At 24.4% G+C, this 15,103-nt stretch carries 15 protein-coding genes and 1 pseudogene; all 16 read left to right on the forward strand.

What is annotated here, in order from left to right:
- Positions 1–14: 14 nt before the first annotated feature.
- On the forward strand, positions 15–920 hold the full coding sequence (locus NGI68_RS09075) for a helix-turn-helix transcriptional regulator (protein ID WP_251861153.1): 906 nt from the start codon (positions 15–17) through the stop codon (positions 918–920).
- A gap of 108 nt (positions 921–1,028) precedes the next feature.
- Positions 1,029–1,292 carry a zinc ribbon domain-containing protein gene (locus NGI68_RS09080; protein ID WP_251861154.1) on the forward strand — a complete coding sequence of 88 codons (264 nt, stop codon included), beginning with the start codon at positions 1,029–1,031 and terminating at the stop codon, positions 1,290–1,292.
- Between the two features lie 164 nt (positions 1,293–1,456).
- Positions 1,457–2,356: an SPL family radical SAM protein gene (locus NGI68_RS09085; protein ID WP_251861312.1), complete on the forward strand. Its 900-nt coding sequence runs from the start codon at positions 1,457–1,459 to the stop codon at positions 2,354–2,356.
- 133 nt (positions 2,357–2,489) lie between these two features.
- Positions 2,490–3,998: a DUF1846 domain-containing protein gene (locus NGI68_RS09090; protein WP_251861155.1), complete on the forward strand. Its 1,509-nt coding sequence runs from the start codon at positions 2,490–2,492 to the stop codon at positions 3,996–3,998.
- 279 nt (positions 3,999–4,277) lie between these two features.
- A complete protein-coding gene (locus tag NGI68_RS09095; protein ID WP_251861156.1) occupies positions 4,278–4,829 on the forward strand; it encodes a DUF5317 family protein in 552 nt (183 codons plus the stop codon).
- A gap of 140 nt (positions 4,830–4,969) precedes the next feature.
- A complete protein-coding gene (locus tag NGI68_RS09100; RefSeq protein WP_251861157.1) occupies positions 4,970–5,455 on the forward strand; it encodes a hypothetical protein in 486 nt (161 codons plus the stop codon).
- The gene (locus tag NGI68_RS09105; RefSeq protein WP_251861158.1) at positions 5,430–6,110 is read left to right on the forward strand and encodes an accessory gene regulator ArgB-like protein; all 681 of its coding nucleotides are present in this window, start codon (positions 5,430–5,432) and stop codon (positions 6,108–6,110) included. The genes NGI68_RS09100 and NGI68_RS09105 overlap by 26 nt, the downstream gene beginning before the upstream one ends.
- A complete protein-coding gene (locus tag NGI68_RS09110) occupies positions 6,103–6,237 on the forward strand; it encodes a cyclic lactone autoinducer peptide (protein WP_251861159.1) in 135 nt (44 codons plus the stop codon). The genes NGI68_RS09105 and NGI68_RS09110 overlap by 8 nt, the downstream gene beginning before the upstream one ends.
- Before the next feature lie 67 nt (positions 6,238–6,304).
- Positions 6,305–8,008, forward strand: a complete 1,704-nt coding sequence (locus NGI68_RS09115; protein ID WP_251861160.1) for a bifunctional diguanylate cyclase/phosphohydrolase — start codon at positions 6,305–6,307, stop codon at positions 8,006–8,008.
- A gap of 229 nt (positions 8,009–8,237) precedes the next feature.
- A pseudogene (locus tag NGI68_RS09120) lies at positions 8,238–8,746 on the forward strand (GNAT family N-acetyltransferase).
- A gap of 446 nt (positions 8,747–9,192) precedes the next feature.
- The gene (locus tag NGI68_RS09125) at positions 9,193–9,642 is read left to right on the forward strand and encodes a hypothetical protein (RefSeq protein ID WP_251861161.1); all 450 of its coding nucleotides are present in this window, start codon (positions 9,193–9,195) and stop codon (positions 9,640–9,642) included.
- Positions 9,643–9,668: 26 nt separating this feature from the next.
- Positions 9,669–11,519, forward strand: coding sequence for a PAS domain-containing sensor histidine kinase (locus NGI68_RS09130; RefSeq protein ID WP_251861162.1), 1,851 nt, complete (start codon positions 9,669–9,671; stop codon positions 11,517–11,519).
- A gap of 271 nt (positions 11,520–11,790) precedes the next feature.
- The gene (locus NGI68_RS09135) at positions 11,791–12,258 is read left to right on the forward strand and encodes a hypothetical protein (protein WP_251861163.1); all 468 of its coding nucleotides are present in this window, start codon (positions 11,791–11,793) and stop codon (positions 12,256–12,258) included.
- Positions 12,245–12,874, forward strand: coding sequence for an accessory gene regulator ArgB-like protein (locus NGI68_RS09140; protein WP_251861164.1), 630 nt, complete (start codon positions 12,245–12,247; stop codon positions 12,872–12,874). Before NGI68_RS09135 ends, NGI68_RS09140 begins: the two co-directional genes overlap by 14 nt.
- 64 nt (positions 12,875–12,938) lie before the next feature.
- A complete protein-coding gene (locus tag NGI68_RS09145; RefSeq protein ID WP_251861165.1) occupies positions 12,939–13,073 on the forward strand; it encodes a cyclic lactone autoinducer peptide in 135 nt (44 codons plus the stop codon).
- Between the two features lie 36 nt (positions 13,074–13,109).
- Positions 13,110–15,008 (forward strand): PAS domain-containing sensor histidine kinase, encoded by a 1,899-nt coding sequence (locus NGI68_RS09150; protein ID WP_502799379.1) that lies wholly within the window; start codon positions 13,110–13,112, stop codon positions 15,006–15,008.
- Positions 15,009–15,103 lie beyond the last annotated feature (95 nt).

Below are 15,103 nucleotides of genomic sequence, written 5' to 3' on the forward strand. Positions count from 1 at the left end.
GATTGGTGATAAATATGAAAATTAATAGATTAGTAGAAATAATTATAATTTTACTTAATAGAAAAACCATAACATCAAAAGAATTATCACAAAGATTTAATGTGTCTCAGAGAACTATATATAGGGATATAGAAGATTTATCTAGTGCCGGTATACCTGTATATATGGTAAAAGGTAAAGGGGGAGGCATTTCTCTTTTAGAAAATTATATTTTAGACAAGACTATTCTTTCAAATGAGGAAAAAGAGAATATAATTTTTGCCCTGAAAACTTTAGGAGCTACAGAGCAGCTAAACACAAATAATACTTTAGAAAAGGTTACCAGTTTATTTGGAAATATTAGTTCTCAACATTGGTTGCAAGTGGATTTCAATGAATGGGGAAATAATAAGAGAACTGATAAAAGATTTGAAAAAATTAGATTAGCAACTATAAAACAAAGAATTTTAGAATTTAAATATGTTAATTCTAAAAATATTAGAAGCAATAGAATGATAGAACCTTATAAAATTATTTTTAAGGGTCAATCCTGGTATTTGTTGGGGTTTTGCTGCAAAAAAAATGATTTTAGAATGTTTAAGATCACACGTATGAAAGAAGTAAATGATATAAATATTAATTTTCAACCAAGAGATATTAGTGATTTTTTTAAAAGATATCAAGATAATAATTATTATTCTACTATTACATTAAAACTCAAGTTTAATAAGAATATGTTATATAGAATTGTTGATTATTATAATGAGGAAGAAATACTAGAACAAACAGATGGATCATATTTAGTAACAGTTGAATTTCCCTATAATGAATGGATATATTCTTATATATTATCTTATGGTAATAATGTAGAAGTTATAGAACCAACTTTTGTTAGAGAAGAAGTAAGAAAGAGGATTAAAGGAATGCTAAACATTTATTAAATATGACATACAGGTGTCATATACTTTTTGATAGTATGAATACAAAGGACTTTATTAGTGTTTTTAGATATAAGTTATGAGATATATAATAAAAGGAGTGTGTTCATCATGGAAAAAATGTATTGTCAAAGTTGTGGTATGCCACTTATGAATGAAAAGGAATTTGGAATTAATAAAGATGGTAGCAAAAATAATGAATATTGTACTTATTGCTTTGAAAAAGGAGATTTTAAAGGCGATATGACAATGGAACAAATGATTGAAGTGTGTGTTCCCCATATGGTTGCAGCTAATACTAATATGAGTGAAAAAGAAGCAAGAGCTAGTTTACAACAATTTATACCTACATTAAAAAGATGGAATAATAAGTAGTTTAAAATAAGTTAAACATCATAAAATAGATTTAATTTTTGTATTATTAGTTTTAAGATTAAACCTATTTTATTTTTATAGAATATTAATATTAAGGAGAAGTATAACTATAGTTGAGAAATTTTTAAATTAATTAATGTAATACATGTTAAAAAGGAGAGATAATTAAATTGGAGTATATTCCTGCAAAAACTTTAATATCTAATTATAGCAAGGATAATTGGTGGTTTGGAATAAATTATAATATGAATATTTATAAAGGTTGTTGCCATGGATGTATTTATTGTGACTCTAGAAGTGAATGTTATGGTATAGAAAATTTTGATAGTGTAAGGGCAAAAAAAGATGCAGTACAAATTATAAAAAATCAATTGAGAAGAAAAAGGAAAAAGGGAGTTATAGGAACAGGAGCTATGAGTGATCCTTATAATCCTTTTGAAAAAAATTTGATGCTCACAAGAAGTGCACTAGAACAAATAAATAATTTTAATTTTGGAATAGCAATAGCTACTAAGAGTAATCTTGTAGCAAGAGATGCTGATATTTTAAAACAAATCAAAAAGCATTCACCTACATTAATAAAGATTACAATAACTACATATGATGATGAGTTGTGTAGAAAAATTGAACCAAATGTATGTGTAACATCTAAAAGATTTCAGGCCATAAAGGAGCTTTCTAAAAATGGTATATATACAGGTATATTACTTATGCCGATTTTGCCTTTTATAAATGATAATGAAAAAAATATTATAAGTATAGTAAAACAAGCTCATGAATGTGGTGCAAAATTTATTTTTGCATATGGTATGGGATTAACTTTAAGAGGAAATCAAAGAGAATATTTTTATGAAAAATTAGTTGAACAGTTTCCAAAGTGTAATATGGTAGCAAAATATAAAGATACCTTCGGAAATAAATATGAATGTTCATCACCTAACAATAAAAAATTGTGGAATATATTTAAAAATCAGTGCGAAAAATTGGGCATTTTATATATAATGGAAGATATAGTTTCATCATATAAAAGGAACCCTGGTAGTAATCAACTAAGTTGGTTTTAAAAATTGAAATAATAAAAAAACTCACTATATAGTAATTTACTTTCAATTAAAACTGTGCAATAATATAAAAATGTAAAAAACTAAAATTTTTATAATTAAAAAACAAAATAATAAAGTATAGTGAGGCGTAAATATGAAAATAGGATTTGACCATGAGAAATACCTTGAAGAACAATCAAAGTACATATTAGAAAGAGTTAACAATTATGATAAACTATATTTAGAATTTGGAGGAAAACTTTTATTTGATTTACATGCAAAAAGGGTTTTACCAGGATTCGATGAAAATGCAAAAATAAAATTACTACATAAGTTAAGAGAAAAAGTAGAAATAATTATTTGTTTATATGCAGGTGACATTGAAAGAAATAAAATAAGAGGAGATTTTGGTATTACTTATGATGTGGACGTTTTAAGACTTATTGATGATCTAAGAGAATATGAGCTTGAAGTAAACAGCGTTGTAATAACAAGATATAATGGTCAACCTGCAACTAATATATTTATAAATAAATTAGAGCGTAGAGGGATAAAGGTTTATAAGCATGAGGCTACAAAAGGATATCCAACAGATGTTGATACCATAGTAAGTGATGAAGGTTACGGTAAAAATCCATATATAGAAACAACAAAGCCTATTGTAGTTGTAACAGCTCCTGGCCCAGGAAGTGGTAAATTAGCTACTTGTCTTAGCCAACTTTATCATGAATATAAAAGAGAAAAAGTTGCAGGATATTCAAAATTCGAAACTTTCCCAGTATGGAATGTACCTTTAAAACATCCTTTAAATATAGCTTATGAATCAGCTACAGTAGATCTTAAAGATGTTAATATGATAGATTCTTTCCATTTTGATGCATACAACAAAGTAGCAGTAAATTATAATAGAGATATTGAAAGCTTCCCAGTACTTAAAAGAATCATAGAGAAAATAACAGGAGAAGAATCAGTGTATAAATCTCCAACAGATATGGGAGTAAATAGGGTAGGTTTTGGTATAGTTGATGATGAAGTTGTTAAAGAGGCATCTAAACAAGAAATAATAAGAAGAGCTTTTAAAACAGCTTGCGAATACAAAAAAGGATATGTAGATAAGGAAACTTTCCATAGAGCTAAACTTATTATGGAAGAACTTAATTTAAAAGAACAAGATAGAAAGGTTGTTATACATGCAAGGGAATATGCAGCTAAATTAAAAGAAAAAACTAATAAAAGTGAAACTTGTACAGTTGTAGCTTTAGAATTAGAGGATGGAACAATATTAACAGGTAGAAGTTCTGAAATAATGGATGGAACAGCTGCTGTAATTTTGAATGCAGTTAAATATTATGCAAATATATCTGATGATATACATCTAATATCACCAGTTATATTAGAACCAATTATAAATTTAAAGGCAAAAACTTTAGGAAGTAAAAGAACTGCCCTAAGTTGTGAAGAAGTGCTAATAGCCCTTAGTATATGTGCGGCTACAAATCCAACAGCTCAAGTAGCTATGGAAAAATTACCAATGCTAAAAGGATGTCAAGCTCATTCAACTACAATAATAAGCACCAATGAAGAACAAACTTTTAGAAAACTTGGGATAGATGTGACTTGCGATCCAGAATATGTTTCAGAAAGTCTTTATTATAATAATTAAAATTAATACAAAATATTTATATACCCAAAGCTTATTATTTTAAATAATGAGTTTTGGGTTTTTGATTTTTTATAAATAATAATTATATGTAAATTTAGGAGTTATTATTTAGTTACCTCTATTATAGAAAATATGGATATAGAATTTTAATTTATATAAAACATGTTAATAAATATTTAGATTAATAGATTAATTTTATACTTAATTAAAAATTAATGTTAAATTAATAAAAATAAAATACGTATAAATAAAATATATATTAAATAAGGAGGTGAATTTATGCTGGAAACAATAATATTAGCTTTGATGATAGCAAAATTAAAAGGATATAAAATAAAATCAATTTTTAAATCATGGCATATATACCCTGCGCTATCCATTGAACTAATATATGTAGTTGTGCAAATAAATATATTTTTACAAAACTATAGTTTAATACAATATATTAAGATATTAGAACCAATTTATATTTTTTCTTATATATTCATTATTATAAAACATGAACAATATAGAGAAGCTATTATAGGTTCTCTATTTATTCTTATAGGTAGTGTGCTAAATAAAATTGCTATAGTAGCTAATAATGGGAAGATGGCAGTTTTTCCTACAATATCATATTTAACAGGATATGCTAAGCCAGATGCTTTTTTAAAAGTTAATGATATACATATTTTAGGTGCCCCATATACTAAGTTCAAGTTTCTAACAGATATAATTGATACCGGATATAGTGTTATGAGTATAGGAGACATATTTATAAGATTTTTCGTATTTATTACTATTTTTAACACTATAAAACATCTAAATAGTATAAAAAATACAAATAATTAACAGAATTTTTATTAATATGTATACTATTGAAAAATATATACTAAATATTACAAATGAATTTATTTTATTTACATAATGTTAGTGATATAATTATAAAAGATTTATAAATATTTACATAATTAACAAGGGGGGAATAGAGTGTGTTAAGATTATCTATGGTAGAATTTGTTGCAAGAGCTATTCCCGAGGCATTTCTACTTGTTTTTGCAATTTATACATTTTCGAATACTAGAATAAATAGGAAAAACTATTTAATATCTAGTTTATTAATGGTAGGGATGATATTTATAATTAGATCTTTACCAATTAGCTACGGAATTCACACTATACTTAGTATAATGGTACTTATTTTATTAAGTTATTTTGTAAATGGAATAGATGTGATGAAGTCAGGGAAAAGCACCATTATTACAATAATAATTCAACTTATTTGTGAAGGCGCTAATATTTTTATAATACAGCATATTTTCAAAAAGGATATGAATTATATATTTAAAGATCCTAGATTAAAAACCATATATGGGATACCATCATTAATTATATTTGGTTGTATTATAATATTATTTTATATTAAATTACTAAAGAGGAAAGAGATTAAGTATGATCAACGCAGAAACTCTATCTAATAATATTGCCACAAAGGTAGCATCAGAATTAAATTTAGATAATGATAAAAAAGAAGTTATAGCTTATGGAACTTTTGCTTTTATTCAAACTATATTTTCTATATTGCTTATAATTATATTTGGATATCTAGTTAATGTTCAGATTGAAGCATTAATAATATCATTTGTAATAAGTATATTAAGAAAATATTCAGGGGGAGTACATGCTACTTCTCCAAATAAATGTGCAGCTATAGGCACATTTATTTGCGTTGGGTTTGCTACTATATCAGTTTATTTAACAAATTTATTAATTAATTTAAATATGCTAATATTTCTAGGTATAATCATTTTTTCATGGTCTTATTATATTATTTATAAATTGGCCCCTGTAGATTCCCCTTCTAAACCCATAAAAAAACAAAAAAAGATAAAAAAATTAAAAAAAAGGTCGATTATAATATTGAGTATTTATTTATTTATAATATTAATAAATTATATTCTATATTATAAAATGGGAAAGGGAAAATTCATTATATATTCTTTGTGTATATGTAGTGGAGTATTATGGCAAACATTAACTCTTACATCATTGGGATATCTAATAGTTACAAAATTAGATAATTTTCTTACTTATGTAATGAATATTAAAAAGGGGGACAAAAAACATGAATAAATTGAGCAAGAGAGCTTTGATGTTAATTGCAGCATTTACAACTCTTTTTGCATCTTTAGTAGCATCATCAGCTTGTTATTGGTGTGTATATCAACCGGAAGAACCAAAATGTTTAAGAGAAGACTAGAATGAAAAGATCGGTGTAACCGATCTTTCTTATTAATAAACAATCTGTAATTATGAGGTATACTAATATGAAAGATATGAGAAAAGATAAGCGATATCAAATAAATAATATAGTATCTATAGTAAAATTATCTTCCTTATTGCTTTCAGCTATAGCTATATTTAAATGCTTTTTTACTGGAAATAATAAGGTATTAGATTATAAAAATAATATGTCTGCTACACATATTATCTCAGTTACTACATTAATATTTTCTTTAATATATTGTACATGGACATTTTTAACGAGCAATAAATTTAAAGTAAATCATAGAAAAAGGATATATTTTGTTGAAAATATATTACTTATATTACTATTTTCCTTTGTAGTTATAGGAACAGGTGCGTACGATAGTGAATACAAATTTTTATTTTTATTTATGATTATAATAACAACTATACAATCAGGAATGAAGCAGGGTATAATAATAGCCTGTTTAGCTTCATTAATAATATTAATTATGGACATTATTTGTGTTCCTAACCTAATAGTTAATGAATATTTTGAACAAGATTTAATATTAGCTGGGGTATTTATACTTACAGCTTGGCCGTTGGGGTTCTATGTAAAGGTGGAAAGTGAGCACATTGAAAAACTTGAAAGCTTAGTTAATAAAGATGGACTCACAGAGGTATATAATCATAGATTTTTTCATGATGCTTTAAGTAAAGAAATAGTAAGGTGTAAAAATAATAATAAAGTACTCTCTATGATATTTATTGATATAGATTATTTTAAAAACTATAACGATCTATATGGTCATCAGAAAGGGGACGAAGTACTTAAAGCTATAGGTAAAATATTGAGAGATAATACAAGAAAAGAAGATATAGTGGCAAGATATGGTGGAGAAGAATTTTCAATATTATTATATGATACTGAAGAGGAAGAAGCTATTAACATAGCAGAAAATATAAGAAAAGAAATAGAATGTACCCATTTTGAAGGTGAAGAAAACCAACCTAATAGAAACTTAACTGTATCAATTGGAATATCTATATATCCACATAAAGCTAAAAATGATGTAGAACTCATTAAAAGTGCTGATGATGCTCTTTATAGAGCTAAGTTTTTTAACAAAAATAGAGTTGAAGCCTATACTTCTATTTTGGATGAACTTAAAAATGATATAGATGAAAAACATATAGATTTAGTTACTTCAATAAAAACATTAATAAGTGTAATTAATGCTAAGGACAGATATACCTATGGACATGTTGAAAGAGTGGTTCTTTATAGTAGATTATTAGCAGATAAGCTTAAAATAGGAGAAGAGGATAAAAAAATATTAATATATGGAGCATATATGCATGATATAGGTAAAATAAATATTTCAAGAGAAATATTAAATAAAAAGATGGCATTAACTAAAAAAGAATGGGAAATACTAAAACAGCACCCTGTAAATGGAGTTGAAATAGTAAAGCCTGTAACCTCTCTTCATAATATTTCTGACATAATACGTCATCATCATGAAAGATATGATGGAAGAGGATATCCAGATAATCTTAACAGGGAAAACATACCTTTTCTTGCTAGAGCCTTAACAGTGGTAGATAGTTTTGATGCTATGACGTCTAATAGACCTTATAATACAAGAAAAACTTATGAAGAGGCTATTGAAGAACTAAAACAATGCAGTGGTACTCAATTCGATCCATACATAGCAGAAAAATTTATAGAAGTTATTATGGAAAATAAAGATAGTTTTGATGACTTAAGCTTATTATAATATAGAGATACGTCAATTATGAAGATAAAATGAGTAATATCTATATTAATAGGGTCATTCACTTCCAATCTGAACTAATGCAATAGAAACTACATTAAAAGATATATACAATATTTGAAAGAAATGAGTATATTTAGTATAATCTCAGGTATGTAGAGCAATCCTATTAATGATGCAAAGTTTGCATCATTAATAGGTTTTTTTATTATGTTAGGGAGGGCTAATACCAATGGGAAATAACAATGTAAAATTGCGTCAAGAAGTTTTTAAATCAGATGCTTTAAAAATTGCTAATTGGTTAGAGGATACTGAAATAACACAATATTTAAATGAAAAACAGAATGTAAGCAAAAGTATTAAAGATATAATGTATAGAATAAATATGCCTATTCTTACACATTTATTTAACCAAAATGGTAGCTTTTTTATGGTAACAACAACTAAGAAAGAGCCAGTAGGTTTCTTAAGACTTGTACCTAAGAATAATGTTGCAGAAATTGTTATAGTAATAGGAAATAAAGAAAAATGGGGAATAGGCTTAGGAACTAGTGCAATTTTTGAAGGTTTAAAGCACGCATTTTTCAATGGCGTGTTAATGAGGTAGTTGCAAAAGTTAATTTTAAAAATAAACGGTGGAGAAAGGTATTTAGAAAAATTGGATTTACAGAGGATAAAGAATTAGCAAGAGAAATGCAGTATTCTATGTCTATGAAAGAATTTTTACAATTAGTAGCATAGTATTACTGTTACTAATTTATGAAATTCTAAAGAAATATAAAATATATTATTATTTAAATGGGATATATAATATATTTTCTATATAATTAAATATATTTCTAAAAGTATAATATCATAAATAATTCTAATATAAAGTCATATGCAGTAAAATGTATACGGCTTTTTTTGTTTTTAGTATTAAAAATAATTTAGTATAAGTTTAGGTTGATTAATATGCTATCAGTATTAAAATATATTTAATTTGGGAACATTTTTTTACATAAAACTATTAAAAATAACATGATAAATCAAAATTTAATAAAAACACTATATTTTTATAGAAAAATTATGAAAATATCTATATAATAAATGGAAAATGTATTTTCTTGTTAGCATTAATTCTATAAAATAGAAAAATATGATATAATTACATATAGATGTTATAAATGAAAAGGAATAAAAATATTATGAAATTATCAATACTAGAGTTTTTTTTAATATCAATACCAGAAAGTTTTGTGTATATAACAGGAATTTGTTTTTTATCTAAAAATTCATTCAATAGGGAAAAATTAATAATAATGTCATTATTATTAGCTATAGAATCCTATAGTGTAAGAATGTTACCTATACATTTTGGAAGTCATATATTTATAAATATTATTTTTTCTATAATAATATCCGTTAATATTGGAAAGCTATCTATCCAGAAAGCTATTTCTTATAGTATGATTATGGTTATAATTGTGGCTTTAAGTGAACTTATAACTTTTTTTGTTATGTTTTATATATTAAAAATTAATATATATTCACTAAAATTTACATCTTTAGCTAGAATAATATATTTTATCCCCTCATTTATTCTATATTTATTTAGTATCTTTACTATAAATAAGTTAATAAATAGAAATAAATAATGTAATAATATATAGGAGTTATGTTAATGGATTTAAATAAAATAGAATCTAAACATTCAAATCATGATAGAAAAATATACAATAGTATGTTAATAGTGAAATTTGTCACATTAATTTTTTGTGTAAGTACTATTTATATGAATTATGCAGAAAAAAATAATAAAAGCATTTCTGAGAATCATTATTTAAATATATTAAGTCATGGCATAATAATAATAGCTTTAATCATTGTATATATTATTTGGAATTTTATATCATTGAAAGCTTTTAAATGTAAAAGTATAAAGGTAATTCAATTTATAGAGAATATTATATCAATTATGATTTTTACATTTATAATAGTTATATCAGGAAGTTATGAAAGTTCTTATAAATTTTTATTTTTGCTATCTATAATTCCAACTACCATACAATTAGGAATGGAGTATGGGATAATTACGTCTATTGTATGTTCAATTATAACCTTGGTTATAGATTTGATATATGCACCTAAGGCTCCAGTTAATATATATTTTGAAAGAGATTTAATTTTAGCAGGGGTGTTTATAATGACATCTTGGCCTTTAGGATATTATGTAAATATTAAAAGAGAAGATTTAAGAAAAAAAGAGGAAGAGGTAAGTTTATTAGCTAATAAGCTAAGTGAGAAAGAAATACAAAAAAAATGCATGGAGCAATTGCTTGTAAAAAATGAGAATTGTTATAATCTACTTATAAAAAATTCAAAGGATGCTATATTGGTACACAGGTATGGAAAAGTTATTTTTGCAAATGAAAAGCTAAAAAATATTTTAGGATACAATAAAGATTATAGTTTTAAAGACATAAATATAAAGAGATTGGTTCCTAAAGATCAACACAACAATGCAGACAAAGAATTTAAAAAATTATATCATGGTAGTGAGAACATAATTAGATTTCAGCACAATATAAGCAATAATAAAGAAAAAACAATACAAAATATATCAACTTATGTTGTTTATAATGGAATGCCTACAATTTTAAGCATATTGCATGATGTAACATCTAAAATACAAGTAGAAAAGCTTGAAAAAGATGTTAAAAAGAATATAGAATTATTAAATGAAAGTAGGGAATATAACAAATTAATTACAGAGTTTTTATCAAATATATCACATGAATTAAAAACTCCTTTAAATGTTATTTTTACAGCAGTACAATTATTAGAGTTTTATGGAAAACAATATAATAATAATGAAAAGCAAGATAAATACTTAAAGCTGATGAAACAAAATTGCTACAGACTAATGAAATTGATAAATAATTTATTAGATACAACTAAATTAGATTCAGGCTATTTAAAATTAAATTTGGTTAATTATAATATAGTAAATTTGATAGAGGAAATAACATTATCCGTAGCATCCTATGCTGAAAGTAGAGGAATAAATATTATATTTGATACGGATATAGAGGAAAAAATAATTGCTGTAGATCCAGATAAAATAGAAAGAATTATTTTGAATTTACTTTCCAATGCCATAAAATTTACTGATTCTGGAGGACAAGTATTTGTAAATATAGAAGATTGCAAAGAAAATGTATATATACATGTAAAAGATACAGGAGTAGGAATACCAGAGGATAAACTTCAATCCATATTTGAAAGGTTCTTTCAGGTGGATAAAACTTTAAAGAAAAATAAAGAAGGAACTGGTATAGGATTGCATTTAGTAAAATCTTTTGTAGAAATGCATAATGGCAGTATTGATATAAAGAGCCAATTAAAAAAAGGAACAGAGTTTATAATAGAATTACCTACTGTAGTTTGTGATGAAAATGAAACATCAAATAATATGATTTATGAAACTAATATAGAGAGAATAAATATGGAATTTTCAGATTTAACTCAATAATATAGTCATAACAAATAATATATAATATTAAATTACTTGAAGATTATTGTAGCCTATAAAATAAATCCTCTAAAATTGTAATATTACAATTTTAGAGGATTTATTTTATTTTTATTTATTAAAAGTCACACAATTTTATAAGTTAATAAAAAAACACTAATATATATCCAAAAATGTTAAAAATTTAGAAAAATAACAAAATAACCTTACATTATTTCCTAAAAGTGTTATAATTATAGTATAAATGTTATGATAAAGGAAGGATTTAATTGTGTTGAAGATTGGTATAACGGAGCTATTAATAAGAACCTTACCAGAATGCTTCTTAATTATTTTTATAACACAAGCTTTTAGTAATATTAAAATAAATAAGAGTAAATATTTAATAACTAGTGTTTTATTATCTATAATTATATATTCAATTAGATTACTACCAATACATTTTGGGGTGCATACTATATTAAATATTATAGTAATAATATTAATAAGTACACTTATAAATGATATTACTCCTATTAAAGCTATAACTTATTCTTTAATCTTAATGAGTTCTTTAGCATTAAGTGAAGCTTTAAATTTATATTTTATATATAAAATGTTTGCTACAAATATAGAAGCCATTTTAAATGATCCATTAAAAAAATGTATTTATTTGATGCCATCTATGGTTATGCTAGTAATTATAGTTTTATTTATTTTAAAAATAAAAAATAGGAGATTAAAGGATGTTTTTAATTGAACATGCTTCTAATATAATAGCAAGCAAAATTACAAATAGTTTAAATTCAGATAAGGAAACAGAAGAAATAATTTCATATGGAGCATTTGTATTATTTCAGATTATATGGTCATTCTTATGTGTAGTAATTTTAGGAGAAATATTTAACGTTTTAATAGAATCTATTGTTATTGTAGTAACTATAGCAATATATAGAAAGTATTCTGGAGGGTTACATGCCCACTCCCCTAATAAATGTGCAATTTGGGGTGCGATTATTTGTGTTGGATCTGGAATTGTTGTGAAAAATATTAATATAAATTTGAATATAACTTTTATATGTATATTTATTTTCACATTTATGTATGCTCGCTATTGTGTTTATGAGTTTGCTCCAAGAGATACTAAACATAAGCCTATAAATAATATAGGTGAAAGATTAAGACTAAAGAAATATTCATTTATAGTAATTGATACTTTATTTGTTATTGGAATTTTGCTTATATTATTATATTTAAAATATAGATATGATATTTTAATATATTATAATAAATGTATAATTATAGCAGTGTTATGGCAAAGTTTTACCCTTACTCCTGTGGCAAAAAAAATATTTGGGAAATACGCTATGGAATAATAAATTTATTAGCATACTTACGTTTTAAAGCTAATTCATATATAAAATAATAGGGGGTATTATAATGAAAAAACAATTAAAAGAAAAATGTATACAAATAAGTGCAAAGTTACTTAAATTTGTGGCTTATTCTACAGCAGATTCAGCTTGTGTGCTTAGTGCATATCAACCTAAGGAACCAAAGTCATTAAAAAAATAAAATATAAATAGTGTATATAGATAAGTAAATTTTCTTATACACTATTTCTTCGTATATTATATGACTGTGAGTGTGAGATTTATGAGCCAATTAAATGAAAGCAGAGAAAAAAATATATATAATATAACCTGTACAGTGAAATTGATATCCTTACTTTTTTCTTCTATAATACTATATAATTATATTTCTAAATGTAATTATGCTAGTAAAAATAGTTATTATAATACTATATTTGCAATAACATTATCATTAATAATGACTATTATATATCTAATTTGGTCTTTTTTTGCTATAAAAACTAGGATGTTTAAGAATATATTGCTTATGCAAAAAATAGAGAATATATTTTTTATTTTAATTTTTACAGCTATGATAATAATATCAGGGAAATATAGCAGTCAGTATAAATATTTATTTTTATTTATTATAATTACTACTACTATTCAAAGAGGATTAAAGTCTGGTATGATTATTTCAATAATATCTTCTATTATAATATTAACTATAGATTTATCTATGGCTAAATGTAATGGAGTAAATCCTTATTTTGAAAATGATTTAATTCTTTCTGGAGTGTTTGTTCTAACGGCTATGTCCTTAGGATATTATGTTAAGATAGGTAATGAGAGTATAGCAAAAAAGAATATAGAGTTACAAAATTTGAATAAAAAGTTAAATGAAAAAAATAGTCAAAGAAGATATATAGAAGAACTTCTTTTGAAAAATGATACCTGTTATAATCTACTAATAGAAAATGCAAGAGATGCTATTATAATACATAGGAAAGATAAAATTGTTTTTGCTAATGAAAGTGCAGCAGAACTATTAATTTGTAATAATAATGGTGAACTTAGAAATGTAAATATAAATGAATTTATAGTAAAAGAAAATCAAAAGAAGATAAAAGATAAGTTACAAGCAATATATAAAGATAAAACTGAAATAATATCTTTAGAACAGATTATACAAAACAGTAAAAAAGAGAGAGTAAATGTTGAAAGTACATGTACGTATATTATATATAATAATAAGCCTGCTATATTATCTATATTAAGAGATATAACCTCAGAAAAGCAGGTGGAAAAACTTCAAAAAGATGTAGAAAAAAATATAGAATTATTAAATGAAAGTAGAGAATACAATAAATTAATCACTGAGTTTTTGGCCAATATATCTCACGAATTAAAGACACCTTTAAATGTAATATTTACAGCAGTGCAAATATTAGATTTATATAAAAAGGATGAAAAGTCCCATGGTAAAAAAGAGCAATATATAAAAGTTATAAAACAAAATTGTTATAGACTTATGAGGTTAATTAATAATTTATTGGATACAACTAAACTAGATTCAGGATATTTAAAACTCAATTTAGTAAATTGCAATGTAGTAAATTTAATAGAAGAAATTACTTTATCTGTAGTTTATTATGCAGAAAGTAAAAATATAAATATTGTATTTGATACAGATGTGGAAGAAAAAATTATGGCTGTAGATCCAGATAAAATAGAAAGAATAGTATTAAATTTATTGTCCAATGCTATAAAATTTACTGGTAGTGGTGGAAATATATATGTAAATATTAAAGATCTTGATGATAGTATTACTGTGTATGTAAAAGATACAGGTATAGGTATACCAGAGGACAAAAAGAAAAGTATATTTGATAGATTTATTCAAGTAGATAAAACTTTAAGAAGGAATAAAGAAGGCAGTGGTATAGGATTATACTTAGTTAAATCTTTTGTAAGTATGCATGAAGGAAGTATAGATATTAAAAGTGAAATGGGCAAAGGTAGCGAATTTATAATAAATATACCAGTAAAATTAGTAGAAAATCAATTAGATGAAGAAAACAATATAATGTATTCGCCAAGTAAAGAATATGTAAATATGGAGTTTTCAGATATTTATTCAGAACTTTTGTCTAAATAGTGCTTTTATTATGTGTGAGTTCATGAATCATCTTCTACAATAAAGCTTTATATAATAATATATAATAAAATTTTAATTTATTAAATTTTCATAAG

This window comes from Clostridium sp. Marseille-Q2269 (genome assembly GCF_943736985.1).
Lineage (GTDB): Bacteria > Bacillota > Clostridia > Clostridiales > Clostridiaceae > Clostridium_F.